Origin of the sequence: Paenibacillus sp. GCM10028914 (assembly GCF_042666275.1) — a bacterium.
Taxonomy (GTDB): domain Bacteria; phylum Bacillota; class Bacilli; order Paenibacillales; family Paenibacillaceae; genus Paenibacillus_AQ.
Genome location: NZ_JBHTFO010000018.1, coordinates 509,661 through 535,849, shown reverse-complemented (window position 1 = coordinate 535,849; position 26,189 = coordinate 509,661). Strand labels below are relative to the sequence as shown.

Below are 26,189 nucleotides of genomic sequence, written 5' to 3'. Positions count from 1 at the left end.
CTTTCTACCTAGCGACTATTTGTCTTGTGTCGGTTCTTTCTTTGCTTGTGGTTGAGCTTTGAATGAACTAGAATCCTTTGTCAGCACAATATCGTCTGCCTTGATATACCAGTCAACATCTGCTCCTTGATAGGTGGCAGTAGCAACGGTGTCCGCAATGGGATTGATAAGTTCCACCCGTGCGTTATAATCAAACTCTTTCAAAGGCACGCTGGCAGGAATACTTACTTGAATCATGCGTCCTTGTCCTTTGGATTTTAAGTCATAGGTACGTTCCTTGATTTCATCTGAAACCGACCCGTCTTCATTTTGGATTCTCACTTCACGACGTAGAGCAGAGAATTTCAATTCTCCAAAAGTCGTGTCTTTATCTAATACAATGCCATTTGCTAATCTCATCATTTTTCCTCTCTTTCTTTATTCTTTTATCATGTCGTCAGCATGTAAAAGGTAATTTGTAAAACCACGAGTGCCGATTTTGTAGCCCTCTGCGGTAATACGTGGATTGACTAACTTCACACGTTCCTCAAAGCCGAAATGTTTTTCGCCAGCTTCAGCAGGAAGCACCACCACAATATCATCTGCTCTTTGAACATCAGAATAGAGATTATAGCTTCTTGATAAGACAGTTAGCCGTCCGTTGATTCTTCGCTGAACGACTTTATCCTCGCCAGCAAATTCTAAATTGCCGAATGTTTTTTCCATGTTGGGAATCACAAATTTAAGTTCCATATTTTTACCTATCCTTTCTTTTTTATTGGCTGAATGAATGTTTGATGGTCTTAAAGAGTGGGGAACGACCTTTTGATTCTTGATTTTTTGTTTTCATAAGTTCACTTCCTTTCAAAATCGGGTAAAAAAATAGACACCTCATTTTTTGAAGTGTCTACCTATTAAATATTCAAATTTTATTGGAAGTATCTTTATATCTTCACTTTTCAAGGATAAATCGTCGTATCAAAGCTCATTCATAAGTAGTAAATTAGTAGTAAATTGAGTGGTTTTGACCTTGATAAAGTGTGATAAGTCCAGTTTTTATGCGGATAACTAGATTTTTATGCTATTTTTTATATAAAAAAACAATAATTTCACACAGAAAACAACTATACATATAACGGATAAGAGTACAATCAGTAGTCCAAATAAATTTAAATAAAAATTAGTCATATTTCCTCTTTTCATTGATGTTTTAGGTTCTCAATAAGGTTCGTACTTCTCTTTTCAGATCTTCAAATACAGGTCTTTGTACTGTACTTATATCTTCTATATTAATTTCTTCAATTGATTTAAATTCTAGCTTTAACGATTCTTGATTATGATCTGTATAAATAAGAGTTCTATTATCCTCAGCAATTTTCCCTTCTAAATCTACCTTCGCATTAAAAATAAACATGACAAAAACGACTTTATTTCCATCTGGATATGTATACTTCATACGAGAACCACTATAAACGGTATAAAGTTCATATTGGCTAACTTCTAGCCCTGTCTCTTCAAACACTTCCCGTATCATCGTTTCCTCAATGGACTCGCCTGCATTCATCCCACCACCAGGAAGTCCCCAATCGCCATAATCTGATCTTCTTTGAAGTAATATTCTACCTTCGTTATCTTGTATAATAGCTCCACCAGTCACTAATATTCTCATAATCCATTCCTCCACCTGGAACGATTCTCTGCGCAAATTATAGATGTGAGGCTTCTGCTTCCTTCTTCCTCCACAGAGACGCCCATAAGAAGGGTACTCCGAAAACTTCTTCATTAGCCTGTTGTTCCACTGCCCTGAATTCGATACATTCAAAATATGGTTCCAGAATATATTTGATTTTCTCCTCTGAGAATGCTAAGCCACCATTCATAGTCCCTTCTTCATACACATCCCAATCAGACATTTCCCGAACCGGTCCACCCTGATCACCAAACCCAGGTCTAAAACATGTAATTCCAAAATAACTTCTTGGCTTCAAAGAGCGATAAATCATCTCAATGTACTGTATTCTTCGATGAGGTAAGAGATGATGTAAGCAACCTGAATCATAAACAAGGTCGAATTGTTCAAGGGCTTCAATTTCGAATGCTGATTTGCACTCAAATCGTATATTCAACTTACTTTCTTCTGCACGATCCCGTGCCCACTGAACTGCTACGTTTGAAATGTCGTAACCCACAACATCAAATCCTTGTTTAGCTAAATAAATAGAGTTCCTGCCTGGACCACATCCTAAATCCATGGCTTTACCTGGTTGAATAAGATTTCTGTCGACATAAGATACCAAATTCTCATCTGGAGCATTCTTAAAAAACGGAATAGCCTTCTCCCGATTCGTATAAAAGGGATCCCAGAATTGTTCAGGTGTACGAAACTTTTGATCCAGCATATTCAATAAGTCTTCACATGATCTAATTGTTTTCTCTGTCATTGGATTACCCCCAGCCTTTTATATAATTGATCAAATAGATTTTCATTGTCTACGATCCAATATCTTTCCGTACCGGGTACTAACTCGAAAAAGTCTTTATATTCGCCTATCCAACCTTCTGGAACATAATTCTCAAAATAAATAGGTTCTGGAAATAAAGAAAAAAGTTCTCTCTTATCAAAATCCACATAGATTGTTGGTAAAAACTCTAACACTTCATCGTAATTCTGAAAAACATCATTAAGCTCTACAATCATACTAGTCAATTGAATTGTTGACACTTTATATTCTTCTATTTTATGGAGAAAGTACTCCGCAGTTAATTCATTAAGAAGCTCGATTCCAAACCTATCTTCCATTTCTATATTCAAAAACCAATATTCTCTTTCTGTTATATACCAGGCCCATGATTCCTTGTAAACGACTCCAACAATTAATATTTGTGCGTATTCTGGCATTAACTTCATGGTGCACTTCCTTTGTTATATGTTTTCTTAGCCAATCCTGTCATTATTGTTGCTCTATTTTAATTAATGAAATTATCTCTATGTCTTTCGGATTATAATAATCGTTTGAGCTTTTACTTCTCAATTTAGCTTCGAGTATTTCCCCGACTTTAAAATCTTCTATATTCTTTACAATAACTGGTGTGCCGTCAATAAAGATCTGTTTGTTTTCTGGATCAATCGATGTAATTTCACCACGAATGGTAAACTCTTCACCCAAATTTTCTGAACATCCGATCATTAAGACGCTACAAAACAATAATACTAATATTATTCTCATATCGAGTCCTTTCTTAATATACGCTTCCAAGCTATCAGAAAAAAAATAACCGTCCTCACTAAGATAACGGTCCATTCTTGTCTCAACTCCTTTGGGCGACTGCAAGTTAAGATATCAGTATATTCTTTTATACAACCATGCAATGATGCCAACAGTTACGAGAGTGGCAAGTGAAACAAAGAAAATGTATCCAATCCTCGTCTTTGTTTTAGAATATTTGTCATAAAATTCTGGTTTTCTACTCGCTCCAACCCACAGAGTTCCAATGAGGTTCACAACAACCAGAAAAAAATTTCTAATGAGTTTCATTCTTCAGTACCACCTCCTTATTGTTAGTATTGTCTATGTTTCATAAAACGCCCCAACCGTAGATTACTCGTATCATTGGCTGGGGCGTTTGTTGGATTGAGCAGCTTTTCTATTCAGTTCCCATTAATTTTAATATCTGATCATTAACAAATGCTTTTAAGAAGAAATGTTCATCATCATTTGGTTTTCTATTGTTATCTCTTTCAAAGCACTCTACAGCTTCCTCAATTGATGTGGATTGTGCAGCTTTACAAGCGGAGATAAGCTCTTTCCAATATGTATCCATCTCCTCTAAGTCACAAATGGACTCGTGACCAAGTAAAAAATGAATTGCATCATATTTCTGGATATCCTCGATCATAGGCAATAAAATAGACTCTTTAAAGTGATATAACGAATTTTTAGTTGTGCCATAAGGACTATCACCTAGAAATAAAACTTTCTCATCTGGAACATAAACGATTGTTGAATCATTCGTATGGGTACTTCTAATGGTTTCAAGAACACAAATCTTGTTGCCCAAATCCAGATGAAGAGACTTTTCAAATATGATATCAGGTGTACTTAATTGAAAGGTGTCTCTCTCGGGTATTTCATTCTGAATAATTTCCACACATTGAGAAGACATTTTCTTGGAATCAACGTATTCCTTAAGCGAGCGATCATCATATGAATAGTTTCGCCAATCATTCAACATTTGATTAGTTAGACTGTTAACAATAATCGTAGCTCCAAACTCATTCATCCCTAAGAAATGATCCCAATGCGCATGTGTTATGACCAAGTATTTAATTGGTGGCAGATTCAACTTTTCTACTTCATGTAAAAAATCTCTTGCGTGTTGAACTGAATTTCCAGCATCTACGACTAAACTGTATTCATCCCCACACACTAGCCCTAAAACGGGTCTTTCTTGATCATTTTGATGCGACGAATAATAGATCGATTCACTTATTTTATTTAGCATGTTAATGCTCCTCTATTTTGGATTCTCAATAATAGAGAAAATCTGCATGCTAATTTATTTTTAACAATTAGATTTTCTCATCTTATTTTTTTACCAATGGAATCACCTCCTGAAATAGACAATAGGATTTATCTAATTCATATTTTAACATAATAAGTAATTTTTAACTTCCATTATTTCGTCATCCACTAAACTGTGGATGTCATTCAACTTAATCGATGCGGAATACAGGACCTTTAGGGGAAAATGGCAAATCATTTCCTTTAGGCAGTAAATACGCATGTTCTCGCCTAATAACTAATCGATCACAATAACCATCTGTAATAATTAATAGTGGGCCGTTTTTCGGGAAATCTTCAGCACGAGAGATTAAATCAATCGCAGGCTGCAGTATGGTTCCCCCTCTGCCTCTGACTTGAACACGATCGGCTATTGTCTCAGGTGCAACATAACCAGCATCATAAGGAGCTGCATCGCAGAACACAAGACGAGCAAAAGGTACATCTCGTGCCTGTGCATAGCTAGCAATGGCGCCAAGCGCCTTAGCGAGTATTTTTTTATCCATTGAACCAGACGTATCCAAAATCACGCCGAATGTACGACCATCCTCCGATGATCCGCTATCAACCCACTTCGGTCTTGGGATATCTGGAGTAGAAGATTGACGGCGACTTACACGGGCATAGGACCGTGTCTTTTCAAGTGGAGAGAAGTACGAATCAAACCACCTTGCTAGTTCAACGTCCCATTGAATCGGAGGTTGACCAAGCGCCCGAATTTCTTCTACAAGTCCAGATGGAAGCAATCCTCTTGCTTGCTCTTCGTGATACATTAAACCTTGTTGAAGTGCATTTTTGCAAAAATCATCTAGTGTCCGGCCATTTCGAACATCCCATAGCGCAGGATCACCTTTACCAATCATATCGCCTAATCCATTGCCGCGAAGCGTAGCTAATTTCCGATATAGGCGAATATCTCCTACCATTTTGTCATAAATCGATTCTGCAGATAATCCTTTTAGCTCCGGATCTAACAGTAGACCAATTCGAGGATATTCACCAACCTGCATTTCTATAAGCCAAAGGTTAATGACATAGTCACAAGCTACATTCCACAGATAAGGATCACGGCCCTGGCAGCGTTCATGATGCTGAAGACCCGCATGTAATAACTCATGCGCCATCACAAAAATATATTCTTCATCGGTTAACCCTGCTGCTGGATTCATATAAATTTCACGTTCTACAACATCAATAGCCGCAACGGAAATGCTTAATCGTTGGCAGATCGTTTGATCCTCAATAATTGTGAAACCGGAGGCAAGTGCACCGAGCAGCGGATAACGATCCATGAACCACTTCTGTGCCCGCTGTGCAGCGCTCTTCACATTCGTAAAATCCATTAGCGAAGCAGAGTGTCCTCCCGCTACACTAACTGCACTTGTGACCGCATTAGATAACCCCATGGCAAAGTACTTTTCCCATTCGGGTTCTCCGTCCCAGTACCTATATCTATACTTTGTAGAATCCCGTACATCCATATCCGAAGTGGCAACACCTGCTGTACCAAAATACTTCAAACTATCTGGCACACCATGCACGCAAAATTGTTCATATAGGGATTCTTCATCCTTTACATGCATATCCGTACGGGTCTCCATATCCGCAGGGGGCGTTCCTAGCTTTAAATCACCTAAGAACTTGGCTATGTATACATCACAAGCTGCATTCCAAGCAATGGGATGCTCTTTAGCCTTTAGATGACCAAGCCCTAAATGTAATAAACAATGAGCTAAGATATATACCCACTCCGATGTCTCACCTCGGCGTTTCGGATGGGTGTATATATATCCGTCTTTCGTAACCGCAGCCCATCCATTAATTGGATAAGGGGTATCTTCACGATGGACAATACTCGTCCTAGAACATAAAGGTGCAAAAATAGGATGGTTTTGAATCATCTCTTCTGCTGCTTGGAACTTCTTTAACGCTGGATTTTGAGGTGTCGATTTTTTGGACATCGTTACCCCTTATCTTTGACTGCAAGCCGTGGTAAATCACGCACAATCTCGACCATCAGCCAATCAGGAATATTCGAGGATTGATCATTCTTCGCAACAACGAGCTGAGCAATTTCGAAACTAATAGCGGACAAGTCTTTAATCAGTTTCTTCACCGTGTGAGCAAACTGCCGATGGCTCCCACTGATCTCATCCTTTCTGGCAGGCAGCTCTTTAATAATTTGCGCCCGGAAAGATTGAGCCAGAAAATAAAGAACATCACGATCTTCAGCAGCAGAAGGAAATGGAACCTTGCCCTCTAAGATAGCATTCAACTGATATTTCCCACTCAGATTTTTATAAAAAGCTTTAAATTGTGTCGCATGAGCAGGAGTTAATGAACCACTCGCCAAAATACCAACGACTTCCGGTGACAGATTATCACCAAACTCACGAAGAGCATCGGAAAGCATATGCCAGGATCTTGGTGTGGAGAATGGTTCTTCCGTTTTTGGAGGAGCACTCCATAGATGATCTGGGCGAGATTCTAAATACTCTATAACGATCGGATGGATTTCGCTCTCGTACGCCCAAGAAATCCAGTCCTGAAACGATACCTGTAGCTGAACATGAAACATTCGATTTATAAGTGCAGAAGACATCGGTTTTACAATGGCACTATCTTGAGCACGGTTTCCGGCACCGATGACAATAGAGCCTTCTGGAAGATGATAATCACCTATTCGGCGTTCATGAATAAGACTATAGAATGCTTTTTGAACTTCTTGCGAGCAAGCATTAAGCTCATCCAGAAATAAACAATAGGGTTCTTCGCGAGCAATCATTTTAGGTGGACAAAATTGACTCTTTCCCTCAACGATCTGAGGTACGCCTATAATATCTTCTGGCGCTAGCTGTGAGCCTAATAGTGAAACGCAGGGAAGTCCAACTTGATCGGCGAACGATTCGACTAGAGCTGATTTCCCAATCCCTGGGGCACCCCAAATAAAGACGGGGCGAATAACAGAAACATTAAGTAAAATTTGCATCAATTGTGACTGTGTAACAGGAACAGCAAGATTCAATAGAGTTACTCCTTTTTTCTTGAAAGATAATCTTATTATAGCAAAAACCGCCAGTATGGCGGTTAAATAGAGAAGATAAGTCAGGCCGGGTCGTTAGTTGTGAAAAGTAGGTTTATTTCCGATGTTGTACCAAAAAGGAACCGTATCAATACTCGATACGGTTCCTTTTTTTAAGAATCATGTCTTAAGATTATTTATTAGCCAAGAAGGCATCCAGCTGTTTTTGTTTCTCTGCAATAATTTTATCGATACCGGCTGCTTTTAACTTCTCTGCATATTTCGGAATCATTTCATCCGGATTTACTGCACCGGAGGTAAGTGCTGGTTTGAACTGTTTGTTTACGTTATTTACAGCGGCAATTTCATTTTTGACCGACTGACTGTTAAATGTAAATCCAAGCGCTGGTGATTTTACGCCACGAGTATTGAATTCTTTGAACTTCTCCCATTTTTGAGGATCTTCATTATCCCAGAGATAGTTGAGGAACTGATTACCGAGCTGCCACTGTGCTCCTGGATTATAAGACCGGCTGTTCGGATCTGTACCTTCAGGCAGACTGATGATATTTTCGCTGCCTTCTTTTTTCACATAGTGTTCGCCTTCAATACCAAAGTTGAGCAGATTGTTAACAAACGGATCTGAGTGAAGCAGGTTAATAACTTCCATTGCCTTTTCCGGATTTTCAGAGGTACGGGAGATGGCAAGCATCGCTCCAGATGCATCTCCTGTTGTAATGGTTGGTTGTGTGAGTTCAATCTGAGTCAGAGGGAAACCTACATAACTCTCTTCTTCCTTATCTTTTCCTGGTTTCATGCCATCTGTCCACATGAAGACTTTGCCTGCTTTGGCCTGATCTTTCGGGAACACCGTGGATGTTGAAGAATCACTGTTAATATATCCGGCTTCATACCACTTGCGAGCTAGTGCAGCTGCTTCCTTAAATTCCGGTGTATCAACTTCATTCATAACCGTAGTTTCTGTACCGATTTTGCGAATGACACCAGGCACCGATGCATCACCGAGATAGTCCCAATCCAAATTATCTAACAATCCGTTACCGGTAGAGTTGGACATATAGAACGGAGTTACACTTGGTTCGTTCTCCTTGATCGTCTTAAGCAGCGGTTCAAGATCTGCCCATGTCTTTACATTTGTAATGTCCAACTTATATTTTTCAAGCAAATCTTTTCTAACCAGCACACCGCGAGTTGCCGCGAGTTCCTTATTTGTCGGAACACCGTAATTCTTTCCGTCTACCTTCGAACCTTCTAGGAATGCAGGATCAAGATTCTTAACGATATCTGGACCAGCTTTATCGAGCAGATCATTTAAAGGTAAGAATGCACCTTTTGCTACGTTTACCGTGTAATTCTGCCATGCAGCCGTAAAAATAATATCCGATTTCTCACCAGACGATATCATGAGGTTGAGCTTATTGTCCCACTGTCCCCAGTCAATCGCGTTTATTTTAAGTGTTGCTCCGATTTTAGGTTCCATATATTTATTAATCTCGGCCTCGACTTTTGCCACATCTTTCTGAGGTGTTCCCGGATAGAACAAAGAGACTTCATAAGACTTTTCTGGTTTCACTTCTTCTTTAACTTCAGTCGTTCCACCCGTCTTTGGTTCCTCCGAAGGTGGTGTAGCCGTCTTTCCACCTCCCGAACATGCGCTCAATAAGAGTGCAAATACAGTGATTGCTGCCAAAATAATGGACATTTTACGTTTTACAAATCTTCCTACTGGAATTCCATTCATGAACATGACCCTCCCTAATATAGTTTACGCGTTTTAAGAATACATATATCTAAAAAAGTATTTAGCCCTTCACCGCACCGACGGTGAGCCCTTTTATGAAATAACGCTGGAAGAAAGGATACGCCAGGACAATCGGCCCGATCCCAATAACGGCCATTGCCATTTGCAGAGTCTTGTTCGGAAGATCCAGCATACCTCCCTGTGATGATATCTGGGAAGCCACATTGGAGTTAGAGGTAAGATACTGGATATCAAGCAGTGTTCGATACATGAGATATTGAAGGCTGATCGTTTTATTATCAGAGATAAATATCATGCTGAGGTACCAATCGTTCCAGTAATTAAGCGTACTGAACAGGGCAACCGTAGCCAATACAGGTAGTGATAACGGAAGAACAATCCGTAAAAAGGTACGAAATTCTCCTGCTCCGTCCACTCTAGCCGATTCCAGAATCGACATCGGTATTGAATTAGCAAAAAATGTTCGCATGACCAGAACAAAGAATGGAGACATCAGCATTGGCATAATTAATACCCAAAGGGTATTTTTCAATTCCAGTAAATTAACATAGACGAGGTACCAAGGTACCAATCCGCCGTTAAACAGCATCGTGAAGAAAATAAAGAAAGCGAAGAAACCACGATATGGCAAATCACGTCTAGATAGCGGGTAAGCATACAATGCGGTTAATGCTACGCTGACAAGTGTACCCACGACCGTTACAACTATAGATACGCCGTACGATCGAATGATCTGTTCCATATCTTTGAACAAAAATTCATAAGCGTTTACACTAAATACTTCTGGAATAAACCGATACCCATTTGCAATCACCGTCGTTTCATCGGATAACGAGATGGAGAGTACAAGAATGAGTGGCAGGATACATAGAGCTGCATAAAAGATGAAAAAAGCATGAATGACAGCTCCCGATCGCTTGGAGACATGAAGCGGATTACTAGCGGGACCCATTTGCAAAGATCTCTCCTCCTTCTAAAATAGTGCGTTATCCTTGTTGATACGACGAACGATGCTATTAGACACCAGTACAAGTACAAATCCGACAACCGCCTGATATAGACCGGCCGCTGAAGACATACCAATGTCACCGCCGATCAAGAACGTACGATAGACATAGGTATCAAGTACATTCGTTACCGGGAATAGAGCACCCGATTCGAGCGGAACCTGATAGAACAAACCGAAATCCGCATAAAAAATACGTCCAATCTGCAGTAAAGTCATAACAATCATCAGCGGGTATAGGAACGGAACCGTAATATAGCGGACCTGACTCCACTTGCTCGCACCATCAAGCACCGCAGCCTCATAATACTCTTCGCTAATTCCAATGACGGCAGCCAAATAAATGACTACATAGTATCCGATATTCTTCCAGGTATTCACAAAGGGCAAAATATACGGCCAGTATTCCGTTTCGGAATACCAGTCAACAGGCTCTTTCCCAAGGAGCGGCAAAAAGCTCGTATTCATGAACCCAGAATCTCTCCCTAGAAAAGCGAGTACCAGATAACTAATCACGATCATCGATAAAAAGTAGGGAAGCAGCATAACCGACTGATAAAACTTTGAAGTGAATTTCCCCTTTACTTCACTCAATAAAATGGCAAGCCCTGTACCAAGTACAAGATTCAGCAGAATAAACACCACATTATAAGCCAGTGTGTTACGTGTTATTTCCCACGCATCCGAGGTACCGAACAGATACTTAAAGTTATCTAGCCCAGCCCAAGGACTTCCGAGAATCCCATCTGTGTAGTTGATATTCTTGAATGCAATGAGAACCCCAAACATCGGCAAGTAGTTATTTATGAGCAGAAACACAATCCCTGGCAAAAACATGAGATACAGCACTTTGTATTTGCCCAGATTGTACAGCATGGTTTTCTTTTTCTTTATTGGCTTTGGCATTGCTCTACACCTTTCCCTCCTTCGTATAAGTTCAATGTTCCCCCTTCCACCCTCGTGTTAACTTCATTATAAGAATCAAACCGCCACATAAATACGTAATTTCGTAACCTCTTATTATGTCATTTGATGACATCGTATGTTATTTAAAAAGAGCGGACGCTCACAGCGTCCGCTCTTCTTCTGTCTCAATCCCGATCTGTCTACGGTATTGCTGGGGAGTAAGCCCCGTATATTTCTTGAACATTTTAGTGAAATGGGTGTAACTTACATAACCCGCTTTGCTTGCTATATCTGTAACGGTGGAATTTGTGTTCAGCAGTAATTCCTGCGCTTTTTTAATTCTTGCTTGAAATATATAGTCACTAAGAGACATGCCTTTTTCCTTCTTAAACAGTCTCGATAGGTAGGCAGGATGAAAACCGACAAATTCTGCGATTTCCTCTCTCCCCAGATCATATTCGAGCTTCGCATCAATATAGAGACATACCTGCTTCACAACCGAGTGTGTATCCTCTCCTCCTGGATGAAGAAGCAATCCAGCATGAGAGATTAAATCATGCGCCCATGCTCGAAGCGCTGTAAATGATCTCGTAACATCCGATTCCTGCGGCTCCTCTTCCGGATAAATACTACGAAGAGTAATACCCTTCTTATGAAGTAGCGGGTAAATAGAATGAAGCATAGCGTGATAATAGGATTGCAGTAACTCCGCTGATAATGGCTTTTGTTCCTGTATCCAATCGATGAGTTCATCTGCTCTGTGTAAAGTTTCTTTTATTTTCCCTGTTTCCATAAGTAACGAAATGTCAGATGCCCATGGTAATGGCACGAGCTCAGTTGAAGATAAGCTGTTCTCTTTATTCGTCTGCATGTAGTAAACTCCATCACTACCCGCCACATTATGCCTGTGGACCTGCATCAATTTACGATAAGCCTCCGGCATATTTTTAATCGGCGTCCATTCCCCGATATAGCAGGACAAACGGCATGACAGATAAGCAGTACATCTGGTCATATAATCCTTACAGGTAGTCTCTAGAAGATCTCGGATTTGCGATTGCTGGTCAGGAGCATAGAACAGAACCAGAACATATCCACGCTGATCGGCCACCGCATCACCCGCTCTCCCATTCAGAACCAATTCTTCGGCAGCATTACACAGCCCAAACTCTAAAATATCCAGATCTTGATCAGGAAATTTTCGCAACCACTCTTCCACGCGAAACAATATTGGCAGGATAAACGTATCTGGATCAATATCTACATGATAGATTCGTTTTAGTTCCTTCATTTTTGCTTCACTGATCGGATAACGAGAGGAATAAAGATCTTTCCAGAAGCGAGTTATGCGCTTTGGCTTCCATGAATGATCTTCTTTCGCATACGCCTCATAAATTTCAGCCAATTTGGTAAACTCCACGTTCTGCATTCTTTTTTCGAGGGCTCGTTTGACCGTATCCATTAAGCTTACTGAATTGATAGGCTTCAACAAATAATCGAAGCTGTGCAGTTGAATTGCCTTTTGTGCGTATGAGAACTCTGCATGCCCCGTCAAAAATATCGTTTCTACTTGGTCCTTATGCTGCTGCACCCAGATCTGAAGAGATAACCCATCTTCTTCTGGCATCTCAATATCACAGATCATAATATCAATTCGATTCTTTAGGAGCACACTCCGAGCTTCGTCCGCTGACATCGCTGTATACACATGATGAATACCGATCTGCTTCCAATCCACAGCATGCAGCATGGCTTCGACAGCATAATATTCATCATCCACGATGAGCAAGCTGTACATTCGTAATCTCCTCCCCAGATCTTTGGTACTTATATTTCATTTTTATTTGTACATACGCGCCACCATCCGCACCATTGTCAAACCGAAGTTCAGCATTCGCATCTTTCATCTTCCGCAGACGATGCTGTACGTTCCAGATTCCAATACTTCTTCCCGTTTTTTCCTCCGGGGTATATTCCCCTTCCTGTAGCCGAAGAAGTATATCCTCAGGAAAACCTGGCCCATTATCCTGAATCCGTATGACCAGCAACTCCTCTTCAGGTAAATAAATGACAGCTATAGTAATAACAAGCGTATCTCTTCCTTTCTTGAAACCGTAGAGAACACTATTCTCAACAAAGGGCTGAACGGTTAGTGGAGGAAGAAACATATCTTCGCACCGTGGATCTAGCTCCAGCTCGTATTTCAATTGATGTGGAAATCGGAGCCTCTGAATTTCGAGATAGTTCTCTACATGCCTCAGTTCATCTTTAATTGGAATCAAGTTACGGTCAGCTTGCATGCTGAACCGAAAATAGCCACCGAGATGTTCCGCCATTTTCTGAACAAGATCATGCTTTTGCAAGGCTGCCAAACTGTGAATGATATGGAGTGAGTTCAAATAAAAGTGGGGGTTAATTTGCATCTGAAGCTGTTTGAGTTCCGCCTCCTGGACACGAAGCTGCTCTTCGTACATTCCGATCTTTAGATCCTGAACCTCTGCGGTCATTTGATTGAAGGTGTGTGTTACAAACGTGAATTCAGGAGAAGAAGATGGCCCGAGCTTCACATCCAATTCCCCTCGACTAACCTTTTTCATCCCTCGAATCAGTGTGTTCATCGGTTTGAACAGAACTTGCCTTAGAAAGAAGAGTACAAGGAATAATAGAATCGATGCAGCAAACGGCAGCAGACGGATAATCTGCTGGAATACAGGCAAGTTGCGCATAATGCTGGCCTCTGGCAGCATGACCACATAATTGATGACGTCCTCATGAGCAGGCACACCGATCATCAAATAGCGATTTTTGTCTCCTCCTTGTTCAACAACCTGATATAGCTTCGTGAGTGCTGTTTTATTAAGGGAAGCTAGACTTACCACTTCCTTGGGCATTTCCGTCTTGGATAGCGGATTTCCCTGATTTGATAGAATCACAGAGCCCCCACCTTCGCCCCATTCCGTGCTATGAACCCGTTGATTGAGGCTGTCCATCGGTACCCATGCCCCAGCAATAAACTGCTCATTAATTCTGACCGTTTTCACGAGATGATAGGTGTCTTTGATCTGTATAATCTCCCACTTATAAGAAGAAACATCCGCTTTTATGCGTGAAGCCTCAGGCATCATTCCCTTGATCGCAGTCATTTTTTCGTCATACCCATTTTGAGACGCCAAGACGGTGTCCTGATGGACGATATCATATAGAAATAAACCGTCTAACAAATCATAAAATCCAAGATCCGCTCTAAATTTGTTCACAATCCGCTGCTTGGCAATCGTGTAATCACCACTTCCATACTGTAAAAAAAACAAAGAGATGATATCTGGGTCTTGTTCCCCGAGACTGTATAAATATCGGTTTGTTTCCTTCAGAATCCGTTCATTTTCTTCTACATTTTTTATGACATAATTGCGATTTGTTAAAGAAACCTGATCTCGAACAACACCCATAGCATAGACATTATTGAAGTATAGGAACAAGACAAGCGGTACCATGATCAACGAAAAACCGGCAATAAATTTGAACCGCAAAGAAAATCTAAAACGATTATTCATGGCTTATCCTCACTATGTGACTCAAAATGAAATCGTTATCAATATTCTGTAATTCGCTGGAAATGAAGTGGTTCCTTCAAGGTTTATCAAATAATATGACAATTTACATTGTTTTGTCACCTATACATCATTTCATGGTTCTTTTTTCTAATCTTCCATATCCTCCTGTACCCCGATCATCTGCAGTACCGTCCGGTTGTCACCCTTTAGTTTCACATCGCCAGCAAGTAGTTGTGAGGAACCGTCTCCGTCTAGAAAGATAGCCTCACTCAAATTTCCTACGGCAATATTTCGCTTAACAGCAGTGCGAAAGTTCTCTGCAGTACATTTAGTAGAAGTAACGATGAGGTAGACCTCCCCAGATTTATCGTAGGCCATACCGCTGCGAAAGCGCTCATCGTCAGGAAAGGGCAATCCTTCTTCTTTGACGGCTAATGCATACCAGTTGTTGTCGTCCTTTATATTCATACTGACACCGCCCTGCGCCCAGAACTTTGTAGCGTCTGTCATATCTAGATCATCTACGCTTGCAGCTCGCTGCACATCAATCATTCCCGTGACCCGGTCATATACGATGGTTCCTCGTGCGTATTTGATGTTATACCAGCCCGAACCGTATTCTTTAGGACTTCCGTTTACGGGCATGCCATCCATAGCCGCGATGCTAAGCAGCTGATTTTCCCAAAAGAATCCACCGTTTATTCCACTGATTCCAGCTCGCACGACGTTGTCGTTTATGCTACTAAGCGAAATACGACTTGGACCTGTTTGCAATACATGTAGCTGTATACCGTTGTCAGCGGAAATTTGATAGTAGTTGACTTCTTCTGGAGTACCCTCTTTATCTTTATTAAGATACCATCCGGTTACGCTCCCGAGAAGTAGAATTAAAGCACATAAATATATCGGTAAAAAACGTCTTATAGCGCCAACCTTCTCATTACCTGTCCCTTTCATGTCCTCTCGCCCCTCTTATTTGTAACAACATATTTATAACGTATATGGGAATGATATTGTTACATTCAATCATTGCATGATCTGTATATTGCCTGCCAAACCTATCGTGCAAAAGGTTGAATGATAATATGAGAGCGAAGGAGAAATGTCTGATGTCTATTCCGAAGAATCGTCGTGAAAATGCAACCAAGATCCGTAAGCAAACACAGCATCCACACGGAAAGATCAAATCCTTACGCGAGCTCGCGAAAGAATAAGAAGGAATAACTTTAGTCACTTGCTCCATCCCGCTTCTTATGTTTATACATGAGACAGGTGTCATCTGTCGCCTGTCTCATGTTACCTATGTCATGATAACAGCAGATCTGCTCACAAAAAAAAGACCACTTCTGAAGTCTTTGTAATGACCTCAGATAGCAGCCTTTTCTCGATGTTATTCAGCTTGCCAGATATCTTTCAGATTCCAAAATGTCAGTCCATCCACGTAAGCCTCTCCACTCTCTGTTACGAGTTCAATCCCTTGAAGCTTCCCTTTTGGATAAATGCGGCTTGTCATTGTCGCTTGACCTTCATTTGCAAACAGTTCAATCGATGACCGATCCAGATAAACATGGAGTGTCAACTTTCCACCCGCATTTAAGGTTGTACGGCGTAAGCCATCCGTATTCTTACCGGACTTGGAACAATCAAGCATAAGCTTTTGATTCGAGATGGAGTAAGTAATAACCGTTTCCTCTTCCCCTGCACCGCGAAGCTTCAAGCCTACCACGTCCGCACTTGTCTTCGTCAGATCGAACACAGCCTTCACTTCAAGCAGATCCTCATCCACTTCCGTCAAATTACTTTTAGAGATAACGCAGTCTTGACACACAACATGTTCACTTTGGCGAAGCAGTTTCATTTCTTCTACCGGATTCATCAGCAACTTATTATTCTCACCTAGCGTAATCACGCGAGGAATCGTCAGCGCACCGCACCAGCCGTCTGCCTTTGTCGGCATATCCGCTTCCCACATATCCATCCAGCCAATTGCAATACGGCGACCTTGATCATCCTGGAAAGTCTGAACTGCATAGAAGTCATGACCGTTATCCAGCTCAATGAACTCCCCGTGCTTGAATTCGTTTTTGTCATAATCATATTCGCCAACATAGTATCCCGTCTGGAACAAGTTATTGTATTTATCCCCTTGTGCCTCAATACCTTGTGGAGAGAACATAAATACATGCTTACCGCCCAGTTCAAAGAAGTCAGGGCACTCCCACATAAAGCCCATATCCTTATCTCCTTGCAATAGCACACCTTGATAAGTCCAAGCTCTAAGATCTGGTGATGTATATAGAATTACACGCGGTACCTCTTCTTTTGTACTATTACCTAGGATCATGTACCAAGTGTCCCCATGCTTCCAAACTTTCGGATCACGAAAATGCTGGGAGCTATCTGCAGGAGGTTCAGCAATTACAGGGTTCTGATTTATTTTTGTAAAATGAATGCCGTCTGTGCTTACTGCCACATTTTGATTCTGGAAAAAGATATTATTCGGTTGATCAATATAGTGATGACCGGTATAGATCAATGTCAGCTCACCGTTATTGTCCACTGCGCTGCCTGAGAAACAGCCATCAAGATCACAAGCATCTCCCGGCGCTAATGCAATCGGACAATGCTCCCAATGCACAAGATCTTTGCTCTTTACATGACCCCAGTGCATCGGCCCCCAGTTCTCATCATAAGGATGATGCTGATAGAAGGCGTGATATTCCCCTTTATATTGAATCAATCCGTTGGGATCGTTAATCCAGTTAGCAGGTGCCATAATATGATAGCCTAAGCGGTAACGCTTGTTCATCTTCGATTCAGCCTGTTTCAAAGCTTCCTCAGCTTGCTTCGTATTGTTGCTATATGTGATCATTTGTCTTCCTCCTATGCTGTTTCAATATTTGGTTTAGCTTTGGGCTCTAACTTTTTAGGATCTCTCTTTAATGTGAAAATTGATATTACCGTAAAGGCAAATACGAATAGCCCCATAAATACATACGTACTTGCAAAACCTCTGCTGTCATACATCATCCCGGCAATTGGCGAGAAGATCGAAGCGCCTACCTGACTCGTAAACTGATAACCCACTAGATACAAGATTGATGACAGACGTGTGTCGAAATTAGCAGCCAAATACTTAAATACGGAGATCAGCATGATTGGCAGCTCCAATGCGTGGATCAATTTCATAGCCGAGATACCGTAAGGTCCTACAACTAAGCCAGATCCCATAATACGGAAAGCCATTAAGAACCCCGCCAAAATCAAGCCCTTCTTAGCTCCAATTTTGTTAACAATAAACGGCGCTAAGAACATCATCCCTGCTTCCAAAAACACCTGGAAGGAATTCAAGTAACCGTAGACTTGGTTGCCAAGAGCCTCAGTCGAGAATGTCGATGAGAAATAAATTGGGAACTGCTGGTCATACACATTGTAAATACACGTAACACCGAGCACATAGAAAATAAAGAACCAAAAATGCTTATCTGCAAACAACATACCTACTTGCTTCAAGTTAACGGATTCTGCGCGTTCCATCTCCGTTTCGGTCATTTCAACTTTGATGGTCATCATAATGATAAAGAGAACAACTGCTGAAACGGATGCAATCCAGAAATTAATATTCGGATTAATATTAAATAACTGTCCGGCAAAAAATGTTGCTGCTGCCCATCCTAGTGATCCCCACATCCGTGATTTTCCGTATTCAAAATCATATTTGCGGCTGACTTTCTCAACATAAGATTCGATAGCTCCGATCCCCGCCAAGAACGCAACACCTAAGTACAAACCGCCGACAATGGCGCCAAGAAATACATTGTATTGAAGTAGCGGCCCGTAGATAAAGATATAGAATGGACCAACGAATAAAAGCAACCCGCTGATTAAAAATAAAATGTGCTTCTTTAATCCGATTTTATCGGAGATATATCCGTAAAGCGGTTGCATACATAATGCAAAGATAGCGTTTACAGTAAAGATAATACCTGTTTCCGTACCATTCAAACTAATTTCCTGCCCTAGCCAGATGGAGAACAAAGAATAACTAGCTGACCATGTAAAGAAGAAAAAGAAGAAATAGGCGCTTAGTTTCCAGTACATGCTCTTTGATTGTCTCATTTCTAACGCTCCTCTAAAGTTGTCTATTAAATGTGTATGGAAGCACTTTCGTACTTACAAATCGATTATATGTCAACCGGTTTCATATGTCAACCGCTTGACATGTTAGGGTAAGAAAAAAGAGCTATCTGCATGGGTTTCAACTCTCCATAGGATAGCTCCATTTATTAATAACAATACCTCTGGGGATACACATTATTATGCTGTACTAGCTTCGATCAGCTTCACAGGCAGGTAAGTTTCCCGCGGCACATCACTGAATTCTCCTTCAATTTCTTTAACGAGCAGCTCAATAGCAGATTTTGCAATTTCCTGTATAGGCTGCTGAATCGTCGTTAACTCTGGAAGTAAGTTACGCGTCGTTTCTGTGCCGTCATATCCGATGACGCGAATGTCTTCAGGAACACGTTTGCCCCTTTTTCTTGCATTAGTAATAAAGGATGCAGCCACCAAGTCATTACTCGCAAACAAGCCATCTACTTCAGGATGCTCATCAAGGAGGCGCCCAATCGGTTCATCATGGTTCTGTTGATGGAACGGATCATGTACTTCATAAGTAATCGCTTCCCGCCCATATTGCTTCATCACATCTTCGTATGCTTTTCGTCTTAAGCTTGCCGGTGTTTCTAATTCAACAGGCCCATTTATATGCAGGATATGCTTGCATCCCTTCTGAATAAGTAACTCTGATGCCATTTTTCCGCCCATGTAATTATCCGATCCTACAACAGGTATCGTGTCAGATAGAAAACGATCGATTGCAATGACCGCAATATTCTTCTGGTCGTAATTCACAATTCCCCGGTTGTGTGTCCCTACAATAATTCCGTCAACTTGATTGCGCATGAGCATATCCACATAAGATTCTTCTTTATCCAGCTGATTCAAGCTGTTGCATAATAGCAGTTTATAACCTAATGACGCACAGATATTTTCAATATGAAAAGTCAGCTCCCCAAAAAATGGGTTACTTGTTGTCGGAATGATTAATCCAATCAAATTGGTTCGTTTACTAAATAAGGATCGCGCTACATCGTTAGGAAAATAATTCAGTTGCTTCATCGCTTCATGAACTCGATCTTTCGTCTCCTGACTGATATAGCCTCGATTATTAAGCACACGAGAAACCGTAGTGGGTGAGACTCCAGCTAATTGTGCAACATCATTAAGTTTAGGTTTCATTGTTTGCTTCCCTGCCTTCTCCATGCCCTATCTCCTATTATTCTAATATTCTAACATGGTTAAACATGAAATAACATGCTCACACGGGTTATGAGTCTCTCTTATCCACTGAATCCAAACTTCCAGTTCAATCAAGACACAGAGACTATCAATTGTTAATAAATACTATTAAGAAGATGGTTAGAATGGTAGAATAAGGATGTGTTGTAGGTTCGGGAAAGCCAAATATAGGAGGATATTATGCTTAAGAAGATTATTTCACTTTCAATGGCCCTCATGCTTTGTGCTGGGACAAGCAGTTCACTCGCATATAACGCACAAATGAAACCATATTCTGACGTTAAGAATGATTGGGCCGCCAGCAGTATTTATAAGTTATCTGCATTAGATGTGATATCGGGTATGGGAAATGGTATGTATAAAGGAAATGCCGTTCTTACGAGAGAAGCTTTTGTAAAAATGTTGATGGCTGGGCTTCAGGTAGATTCCTCCACAACCCAAACCATGAAGTTACAAGATATGCAAGACCCTAAGCGTTGGTCATATCCTTATATTAAAGCAGCCTTTGATCAAGATCTGATTGACTTTATGATTAAGAACAATCGATTTAATCCTACTCAAGAGATTACTAGAGAAGAGGTGGCTGTACTTACCGGTCGTATGCTGCTTCAAGACATGGATGATCAGGAGCGGGTTAGCTGGAATCAAACAGGCTGGAAAGCTGAGGCGAACACACGAAAGTTCAAAGATGCTGCGCAAATTCATTCCAGTTATCAGGCAGAGCTCTATTATAGTGCTCATCTGGACATGATGGTTGGCGACGCTGCAGGTAAGTTCAGACCAAAAGCATCGTTGACACGCAAAGAAGCCGCCGTAATCATCGAACGAATGATCAATGAACGGATAAAAGATACCGAGGTAGCTGGCATTGGTTACTATGCTATTGAATCTTTCAAGCAGGCTCAGCAGATGCAAATCTTAAATGAAGTGAAATTCGGTTGGGCTGAGTTGTCCTATACCTCTGATGGGACAGCAGCTCTGGATCTGGATAATGGTTTTTATTCTGTACCAAGTGGCTGGGAATCTGCCATACAGATCGCAGATCAGAATCAGGTTCAGAAAGAGCTGAGTGTGTTTTCAGATAACAAGGATCAAAAGCTAAGCAAGTTTCTGAAGGATCTTCCAGCGCAGAAAGCCTTCATCCAATCCGTTCGTGATACATTGAAGGATAATCCATATGGATTCACGGGGATCTCGATCGATTTTGAAGGGTTGAAAAATTCATCAGAGCAGTCTGCTTTTGTCGCCTTTCTAAAGGCGTTAAAACAGGAACTTGATGGACACACCCTGTCGGTAGCGGTTCCCCCAACGGAATGGTATAAAGGGTATGACTTGCGCCAAATCGGTGCAATTGCAGATCAAGTGATTGTGATGGCATACGATTATACACATTTGGAGAGCAACCTGCCTTCAGCTCCACTTCCATTAGTAAATGAAACTATACAGACTGCGCTCAAGGATATTCCGAAGGATAAGCTGATTCTCGGGATCTCCAAACAAGCCAATCAATGGATTACACGCAAGGATGGAACGATTACGCTTGAAAATCCGGCCATTAAACTTGTGGAAGAGCGTGCAGCTAAAACGGGCAGCAAATCTGTATTTGACTATCCTTATTTTTTAGAGAAAATTACATTTCAAGATGACCGTGGCAGTCATGTGATCTGGTACGAGGATGAACAGAGCATCGAGGCCAAGATCTGGCTGGCCAAGTACTATGGTCTTCACGGGGTGTCCTTGTGGTACATGGGGAATTACACGGCTGCTGATTACAAAGTTGTGAAGCGAGATACGAGCAAATAGCGTTTATTCTATCAGTTGAAAATGTAAAATAACCCATGGTTTGATTCATTTGTGTAATGGTTGTTGTCAAACTCCATTCATATGAATCTTCCATGGGTCATTCTTTCTCTATTGCACATCTTGATTACAATGCTTCTATTTTCTCTCGTTTTCGGAGCTCACCAAGTAATTGTTATTTCACCGCAATAACCTCAATCTCCACAAGGCCGTCTTTCGGCAGCTTCGCAACCTGAACGGCGCTGCGCGCTGGATATGGTTCCGCAAAAAATGTGGCATACACTTCATTAACGACTTGGAAATCATTCATATCCTTTAAAAAGACCGTCGTCTTGACTACGTGCTCCATACCATACCCCGCTTCTTCCAATATCGCCTTTACATTAGACAACGATTGCTTGGCTTGCTCTAATACAGAAGCCGGGAACTCTCCCGCAGCATTCATTCCAAGCTGCCCTGAGGTTATGATCATATTTCCAAACTGCACAGCCTGTGAATAAGGTCCGATTGCTCCTGGAGCGTTAGAAGTTGCGATCGTTTTTCTCTCTAGATTTGTCATAGATATTCTCTCCCTTTATTCACGCATCACTTGCGCTTCATAGTTTTTCTTGCTTTTCAATTGGTATACAGTTCGCCAACCTATCAAGCTTGATCTGCTTTTACCTCATCGTACTCCTTCAGCATTTCCTGTTGCTGCTCTGGGGTCAGCTTGGTAATTCCAAAACCTGTGAAGCCCCAGATCGTCGCGAAGATAATACCTGTCCAGCACAGGATTGCCCAAGGCAAATACGAAAGAGTCTCGACGCCAAGCGTACCCGCCATGTAAGCACCTGCCGCAGTCCATGGCAAGATCGGCTCAATAATCGAAGCGGAATCCTCAATCGTCCGGCCCAGATTCTTAGGATGCAAACCTCGGCGGATATACGCCTCACGAAGCATTTCACCAGGCATCAATATGGATACCTGACCATTGCTTGTTACCCCAATCATGGTCAGTCCGGTAGCAATTGTCGCCATAATCAGCGAACCCGTCGAACGCACATATTTGAGGATCTTATTTACGATCAATTCCAGTGACTTCGTGAGCGAAATCGTACCAGCAAACGTAATGGCACAGAAGCAAATCAACAATGTACCCATCATAGAATTCATTCCACCGCGGTTCAGAAGACGTGGAATGTCTGGAATCACAGCAGCTGCATCAAAGCCTTGTACGTTAACCATAGCTACATCAAAACCATTAATGACAGATGTAATGACATCATGCAGTGTAAACCCTTGAAATACCATACCGTTGGCCATTGCTACAAACGAAGAGATTAACATAACCGGAATGGTAGGCTTTTTACGAATAGACCCATACAGTACGATCAATACCGGAAGCAGTAAGAACAAATTCCAGTCAAATACCGAACTTAACGTATCCATAATCGTAACAACCTTCTCAGGAATCGCCATATCAGAACCACCACTATTAAATCCGGTGATTAAGAACACCGTTCCTGCAACGATAAATGATGGTACCGTCGTATAGAGAACATGACCAATATGTTCATACAAGTTAACCCCAGTTGATAGCGCTGCCAAATTCGTTGTATCTGATAAAGGCGAAAGCTTGTCACCAAAATACGCCCCCGCTACAACAGCACCGGCAACAGCCGCCAGATTTAAATCCAGGCCCGCTCCAACCCCCATAAACGCTACCCCGATCGTACCTGCCGATCCCCAAGAGGTACCTGTACACAAAGAAACAATAGAAGTAACAATGAATGCAGTAATCAGCAAAAATTGCGGATTAATAATATCAAGCCCATAATAGATCATCATCGGAATCGTACCGCCGATCATCCAGGCACCAATCATAAACCCGACAGTAATCAGAATCAGGATGGCCGGCATGGTCTTGGCGATCTTTTGCGCGATCGAGCCCATAATATCGTCATAGCTATGCCCCAGCCTGATGGCGATAATACCTGCAACAACGGTGGAGACGATGATTAATGGCTCAGGAGGCAATTCGAACAGAACATACCCTAAGCATAGTAGCAAAATCATAGTGACAATCGGCAATAAAGCTAAAAACAGAGTAGGTTGCTTAATCGTCTTTTCCTTGCTTGATACAGCCATTGTGAGGTTCCCCCTAACTATGATGTAAAAATTATCTGTGAACTAAAGGGTAATTGCTGGCCATTCGTTCAAAGGCCTCCTTCAATAGTGCTCTGGGAGCACCGATGTTCAGGCGAATAAATCCTTCGCCAACAGCGCCAAAAGAAGTACCAAAGCTGACGCAAACCCGACTTTTATTCTGAATCCATTCGATTAAATCGCTTTCATTTTTACTAAGATCTCTACAATCTACCCAAAGAAGATAGGTCCCTTCCGCTTTCACGATTTTCAGCTCAGGCATATGCTCCGCAAAATAAGCTTCTGTAAACGAAATATTGTCCCTAATATAATTCCGAAGCTCCGAAAGCCAATCATCACATTCTGTGTATGCGACCTCCAAAGCAGGAGGGGCAAAAAAAGTAGGATTATGAATGCCGGCCTGACGTAAACCATATTGGAACCGCTCTCTTAACTGTTTATTCGGAATTACAATGTTAGCGATTTCAAGACTTGCTAGATTAAAGGTTTTACCTGGCGATGTACATATGATTGAGCGTTCCGCGATTTGCTCCGACAATTTGGCGATAATAGTATGCTCGTGTCCTTCGTGGATAAAATCGGCATGAATGTCATCCGATACTATCAATACATCATAACGAATGCAAAGGTCCGCTATACGTTCGAGCTCCATCCGATTCCATACACGTCCTGTCGGGTTATGCGGAGAGATTAACAGAAGCATCTTAACTCCTGCCTGCATGTGCCGCTCCATATCATCAAAATCAAAATCGTATCGTCCATCTCTGAGCAGCAACCGACTTTCAACGAACTTTCTGTCATTCATTTCAACGCTACTGGCGATAGGTTGATAAGCCGGGGTATGCATCAGGATTCGGTCTCCCGGTTCTGTGAATCTCTGAATCATAATGGATACTGCCTGAATAATCCTCGGACTGAACACAATCCATTCTTGCGGTACTTTCCATCCATAAGCTTTATCAAGCCAATGCTGAACAGCCTCATAATAAGGAGGAAATGGATCGGTATATCCGTAAATTCCGTGTCTTGCCATCTCAGTTACCTTATTCACGACTTGGGGAGGCGCCTGTAAATCCATATCTGCAACAGAGATAACCATCATATCTTCTCCTAAGGTTTTCACTGCTCCGTCCCACTTCGCACTATTGGTACCTAATCTGCTAATTACTTGATCAAAGTTATAAACCATCATTTCACCCTCTTGATTCGTTCTGGATGTCTTATTATTTCAACTTCTGTAAATAGCGATATACCGTCGGTTCTGATATCGATAATGAATTTGCTACATGTGAAACGCCGCCTTTCAGCAGGAAAACTCCAAGCTCGTTCAATTCGCGGACAATCTCAATCTTCTCCTGCGATGATAAACGTTCCGGCGGGATCGTTAACCTGCCGATGACCGAAGATACCATGTGCTGTAATAAATCATCCGCATTGCCTTGCAAATATTCCGTGGTTTGCTTGTCCTCCTTCGGAGTTTCTGCCACAGTTTGCGACACATATGGATTAGGTCCTCCCTGCAAAATATGCTGAATCCATTCAGCAGCTACTTCCATATGAGAGACGTCAATATTCAGACATAGCAGTCCAACCAACTTATTCTGATCATTTTTTATGAAATAGGTGGACGAGCGGAAGCTCTGACCCAATTTACCAGAAGCTTTGTAGTTCGCAATGTACTGTTCCTCATGATAAGCTTCGGATTTGAGGATTTTTAGCACAAGGTCAGTGGATGCATCTCCCACTTTACGACCACTAATGTAACCGTTCTCAATATGAACAATCGAGCGCTCCGGATCACTGATATCATGCACGACTACTTCACATTTAGGACCTATGATCGCTGCAATAAAGGATGCAATCGGAAAAAACTTCTCAAGATACTGCCGATTCTCACTCCCCATCATATCTAGACTCCCTTCTCTTCTTCCAAATAACCTAAGACTATTTTATCATCTGTATAATAATTTATTATCTTGATAAAATCATATCATATCAATAAAACGTTTTCAACTATTTTATCATCATAAAAAAACAAGCCCGCAACGCCACTTTGGTGACGTGTACAGGC

The 26,189-nt window shown here is 41.5% G+C and carries 24 protein-coding genes; 2 read left to right on the top strand and 22 right to left on the bottom strand.

Annotated features, from left to right (window positions below; genetic code table 11):
* Positions 1-15: 15 nt before the first annotated feature.
* The 15 genes from ACFQV5_RS22965 to ACFQV5_RS22895 all read right to left on the bottom strand — a co-directional run bounded on the left by ACFQV5_RS22965 (position 16) and on the right by ACFQV5_RS22895 (position 15,769).
* Entirely contained in the window at positions 16-399 is a 384-nt protein-coding gene (locus tag ACFQV5_RS22965) for a YdcP family protein (RefSeq protein ID WP_001234286.1), read from the bottom strand.
* A gap of 18 nt (positions 400-417) precedes the next feature.
* A complete protein-coding gene (locus ACFQV5_RS22960; protein ID WP_000420682.1) occupies positions 418-732 on the bottom strand; it encodes a YdcP family protein in 315 nt (104 codons plus the stop codon).
* Positions 733-1,189: 457 nt separating this feature from the next.
* Entirely contained in the window at positions 1,190-1,648 is a 459-nt protein-coding gene (locus ACFQV5_RS22955; protein ID WP_379250352.1) for an NUDIX domain-containing protein, read from the bottom strand.
* A gap of 37 nt (positions 1,649-1,685) precedes the next feature.
* Positions 1,686-2,420 carry a class I SAM-dependent methyltransferase gene (locus tag ACFQV5_RS22950; protein ID WP_379250350.1) on the bottom strand — a complete coding sequence of 245 codons (735 nt, stop codon included), beginning with the start codon at positions 2,418-2,420 and terminating at the stop codon, positions 1,686-1,688.
* Positions 2,417-2,887 carry a hypothetical protein gene (locus ACFQV5_RS22945; protein WP_379250348.1) on the bottom strand — a complete coding sequence of 157 codons (471 nt, stop codon included), beginning with the start codon at positions 2,885-2,887 and terminating at the stop codon, positions 2,417-2,419. The genes ACFQV5_RS22950 and ACFQV5_RS22945 overlap by 4 nt, the downstream gene beginning before the upstream one ends.
* Before the next feature lie 43 nt (positions 2,888-2,930).
* Positions 2,931-3,281: a hypothetical protein gene (locus tag ACFQV5_RS22940; RefSeq protein ID WP_379250346.1), complete on the bottom strand. Its 351-nt coding sequence runs from the start codon at positions 3,279-3,281 to the stop codon at positions 2,931-2,933.
* A gap of 343 nt (positions 3,282-3,624) precedes the next feature.
* Entirely contained in the window at positions 3,625-4,482 is an 858-nt protein-coding gene (locus ACFQV5_RS22935) for an MBL fold metallo-hydrolase (RefSeq protein ID WP_379250344.1), read from the bottom strand.
* Positions 4,483-4,693: 211 nt separating this feature from the next.
* Complete coding sequence (locus tag ACFQV5_RS22930; protein ID WP_379250342.1) at positions 4,694-6,502, bottom strand: vWA domain-containing protein; 1,809 nt, start codon at positions 6,500-6,502, stop codon at positions 4,694-4,696.
* A gap of 2 nt (positions 6,503-6,504) precedes the next feature.
* Positions 6,505-7,566: an AAA family ATPase gene (locus ACFQV5_RS22925; RefSeq protein WP_379250340.1), complete on the bottom strand. Its 1,062-nt coding sequence runs from the start codon at positions 7,564-7,566 to the stop codon at positions 6,505-6,507.
* A gap of 190 nt (positions 7,567-7,756) precedes the next feature.
* The gene (locus ACFQV5_RS22920; RefSeq protein ID WP_379250338.1) at positions 7,757-9,325 is read right to left on the bottom strand and encodes an ABC transporter substrate-binding protein; all 1,569 of its coding nucleotides are present in this window, start codon (positions 9,323-9,325) and stop codon (positions 7,757-7,759) included.
* Between the two features lie 61 nt (positions 9,326-9,386).
* Positions 9,387-10,298, bottom strand: coding sequence for a carbohydrate ABC transporter permease (locus tag ACFQV5_RS22915; RefSeq protein ID WP_379251146.1), 912 nt, complete (start codon positions 10,296-10,298; stop codon positions 9,387-9,389).
* Between the two features lie 21 nt (positions 10,299-10,319).
* Positions 10,320-11,258, bottom strand: coding sequence for an ABC transporter permease (locus ACFQV5_RS22910; RefSeq protein ID WP_379250337.1), 939 nt, complete (start codon positions 11,256-11,258; stop codon positions 10,320-10,322).
* 160 nt (positions 11,259-11,418) lie between these two features.
* The gene (locus tag ACFQV5_RS22905) at positions 11,419-13,056 is read right to left on the bottom strand and encodes a helix-turn-helix domain-containing protein (RefSeq protein ID WP_379250335.1); all 1,638 of its coding nucleotides are present in this window, start codon (positions 13,054-13,056) and stop codon (positions 11,419-11,421) included.
* Positions 13,031-14,812 (bottom strand): histidine kinase, encoded by a 1,782-nt coding sequence (locus ACFQV5_RS22900; protein ID WP_379250334.1) that lies wholly within the window; start codon positions 14,810-14,812, stop codon positions 13,031-13,033. Before ACFQV5_RS22900 ends, ACFQV5_RS22905 begins: the two co-directional genes overlap by 26 nt.
* A gap of 147 nt (positions 14,813-14,959) precedes the next feature.
* The gene (locus tag ACFQV5_RS22895) at positions 14,960-15,769 is read right to left on the bottom strand and encodes a phosphodiester glycosidase family protein (RefSeq protein WP_379250332.1); all 810 of its coding nucleotides are present in this window, start codon (positions 15,767-15,769) and stop codon (positions 14,960-14,962) included.
* Between the two features lie 152 nt (positions 15,770-15,921).
* Here ACFQV5_RS22895 and ACFQV5_RS22890 point away from each other — a divergent pair, with 152 nt between their 5' ends.
* Positions 15,922-16,026 carry a DUF6254 family protein gene (locus ACFQV5_RS22890; RefSeq protein ID WP_379250330.1) on the top strand — a complete coding sequence of 35 codons (105 nt, stop codon included), beginning with the start codon at positions 15,922-15,924 and terminating at the stop codon, positions 16,024-16,026.
* A gap of 176 nt (positions 16,027-16,202) precedes the next feature.
* Here the strand turns inward: ACFQV5_RS22890 and ACFQV5_RS22885 are convergent, their stop codons facing one another.
* The 3 genes from ACFQV5_RS22885 to ACFQV5_RS22875 all read right to left on the bottom strand — a co-directional run bounded on the left by ACFQV5_RS22885 (position 16,203) and on the right by ACFQV5_RS22875 (position 20,113).
* Positions 16,203-17,684, bottom strand: coding sequence for a glycoside hydrolase family 32 protein (locus ACFQV5_RS22885; protein ID WP_379250328.1), 1,482 nt, complete (start codon positions 17,682-17,684; stop codon positions 16,203-16,205).
* An 11-nt stretch (positions 17,685-17,695) separates the two neighbouring features.
* Positions 17,696-18,931 (bottom strand): MFS transporter, encoded by a 1,236-nt coding sequence (locus ACFQV5_RS22880; protein WP_379250326.1) that lies wholly within the window; start codon positions 18,929-18,931, stop codon positions 17,696-17,698.
* 198 nt (positions 18,932-19,129) lie between these two features.
* Positions 19,130-20,113 (bottom strand): LacI family DNA-binding transcriptional regulator, encoded by a 984-nt coding sequence (locus tag ACFQV5_RS22875; protein ID WP_379251144.1) that lies wholly within the window; start codon positions 20,111-20,113, stop codon positions 19,130-19,132.
* Positions 20,114-20,353: 240 nt separating this feature from the next.
* On the opposite strand from ACFQV5_RS22875, the gene ACFQV5_RS22870 reads away from it, so the two are divergent.
* On the top strand, positions 20,354-21,976 hold the full coding sequence (locus tag ACFQV5_RS22870; RefSeq protein ID WP_379250324.1) for a glycosyl hydrolase family 18 protein: 1,623 nt from the start codon (positions 20,354-20,356) through the stop codon (positions 21,974-21,976).
* Positions 21,977-22,148: 172 nt separating this feature from the next.
* Here the strand turns inward: ACFQV5_RS22870 and ACFQV5_RS22865 are convergent, their stop codons facing one another.
* The 4 genes from ACFQV5_RS22865 to ACFQV5_RS22850 form a co-directional block, all read right to left on the bottom strand.
* On the bottom strand, positions 22,149-22,532 hold the full coding sequence (locus tag ACFQV5_RS22865) for a RidA family protein (RefSeq protein WP_379250322.1): 384 nt from the start codon (positions 22,530-22,532) through the stop codon (positions 22,149-22,151).
* Positions 22,533-22,615: 83 nt separating this feature from the next.
* The gene (nhaC, locus tag ACFQV5_RS22860; RefSeq protein WP_379250320.1) at positions 22,616-24,100 is read right to left on the bottom strand and encodes a Na+/H+ antiporter NhaC; all 1,485 of its coding nucleotides are present in this window, start codon (positions 24,098-24,100) and stop codon (positions 22,616-22,618) included.
* Positions 24,101-24,131: 31 nt separating this feature from the next.
* Positions 24,132-25,310 (bottom strand): MalY/PatB family protein, encoded by a 1,179-nt coding sequence (locus ACFQV5_RS22855; RefSeq protein ID WP_379250318.1) that lies wholly within the window; start codon positions 25,308-25,310, stop codon positions 24,132-24,134.
* Between the two features lie 31 nt (positions 25,311-25,341).
* Complete coding sequence (locus ACFQV5_RS22850; protein WP_379250317.1) at positions 25,342-26,025, bottom strand: helix-turn-helix transcriptional regulator; 684 nt, start codon at positions 26,023-26,025, stop codon at positions 25,342-25,344.
* Between the last annotated feature and the right edge of the window lie 164 nt (positions 26,026-26,189).

Coding starts and splice junctions, on each gene's coding strand:
- ACFQV5_RS22965 (WP_001234286.1), bottom strand. CDS start 399: ATGAGATTAGCAAATGGCATTGTATTAGATAAAGACACGACTTTTGGA.
- ACFQV5_RS22960 (WP_000420682.1), bottom strand. CDS start 732: ATGGAACTTAAATTTGTGATTCCCAACATGGAAAAAACATTCGGCAAT.
- ACFQV5_RS22955 (WP_379250352.1), bottom strand. CDS start 1,648: ATGAGAATATTAGTGACTGGTGGAGCTATTATACAAGATAACGAAGGT.
- ACFQV5_RS22950 (WP_379250350.1), bottom strand. CDS start 2,420: ATGACAGAGAAAACAATTAGATCATGTGAAGACTTATTGAATATGCTG.
- ACFQV5_RS22945 (WP_379250348.1), bottom strand. CDS start 2,887: ATGAAGTTAATGCCAGAATACGCACAAATATTAATTGTTGGAGTCGTT.
- ACFQV5_RS22940 (WP_379250346.1), bottom strand. CDS start 3,281: ATGGACCGTTATCTTAGTGAGGACGGTTATTTTTTTTCTGATAGCTTG.
- ACFQV5_RS22935 (WP_379250344.1), bottom strand. CDS start 4,482: ATGCTAAATAAAATAAGTGAATCGATCTATTATTCGTCGCATCAAAAT.
- ACFQV5_RS22930 (WP_379250342.1), bottom strand. CDS start 6,502: ATGTCCAAAAAATCGACACCTCAAAATCCAGCGTTAAAGAAGTTCCAA.
- ACFQV5_RS22920 (WP_379250338.1), bottom strand. CDS start 9,325: ATGAATGGAATTCCAGTAGGAAGATTTGTAAAACGTAAAATGTCCATT.
- ACFQV5_RS22915 (WP_379251146.1), bottom strand. CDS start 10,298: ATGGGTCCCGCTAGTAATCCGCTTCATGTCTCCAAGCGATCGGGAGCT.
- ACFQV5_RS22910 (WP_379250337.1), bottom strand. CDS start 11,258: ATGCCAAAGCCAATAAAGAAAAAGAAAACCATGCTGTACAATCTGGGC.
- ACFQV5_RS22905 (WP_379250335.1), bottom strand. CDS start 13,056: ATGTACAGCTTGCTCATCGTGGATGATGAATATTATGCTGTCGAAGCC.
- ACFQV5_RS22900 (WP_379250334.1), bottom strand. CDS start 14,812: ATGAATAATCGTTTTAGATTTTCTTTGCGGTTCAAATTTATTGCCGGT.
- ACFQV5_RS22895 (WP_379250332.1), bottom strand. CDS start 15,769: ATGAAAGGGACAGGTAATGAGAAGGTTGGCGCTATAAGACGTTTTTTA.
- ACFQV5_RS22890 (WP_379250330.1), top strand. CDS start 15,922: ATGTCTATTCCGAAGAATCGTCGTGAAAATGCAACCAAGATCCGTAAG.
- ACFQV5_RS22885 (WP_379250328.1), bottom strand. CDS start 17,684: ATGATCACATATAGCAACAATACGAAGCAAGCTGAGGAAGCTTTGAAA.
- ACFQV5_RS22880 (WP_379250326.1), bottom strand. CDS start 18,931: ATGAGACAATCAAAGAGCATGTACTGGAAACTAAGCGCCTATTTCTTC.
- ACFQV5_RS22875 (WP_379251144.1), bottom strand. CDS start 20,113: ATGAAACCTAAACTTAATGATGTTGCACAATTAGCTGGAGTCTCACCC.
- ACFQV5_RS22870 (WP_379250324.1), top strand. CDS start 20,354: ATGCTTAAGAAGATTATTTCACTTTCAATGGCCCTCATGCTTTGTGCT.
- ACFQV5_RS22865 (WP_379250322.1), bottom strand. CDS start 22,532: ATGACAAATCTAGAGAGAAAAACGATCGCAACTTCTAACGCTCCAGGA.
- nhaC (WP_379250320.1), bottom strand. CDS start 24,100: ATGGCTGTATCAAGCAAGGAAAAGACGATTAAGCAACCTACTCTGTTT.
- ACFQV5_RS22855 (WP_379250318.1), bottom strand. CDS start 25,310: ATGATGGTTTATAACTTTGATCAAGTAATTAGCAGATTAGGTACCAAT.
- ACFQV5_RS22850 (WP_379250317.1), bottom strand. CDS start 26,025: ATGATGGGGAGTGAGAATCGGCAGTATCTTGAGAAGTTTTTTCCGATT.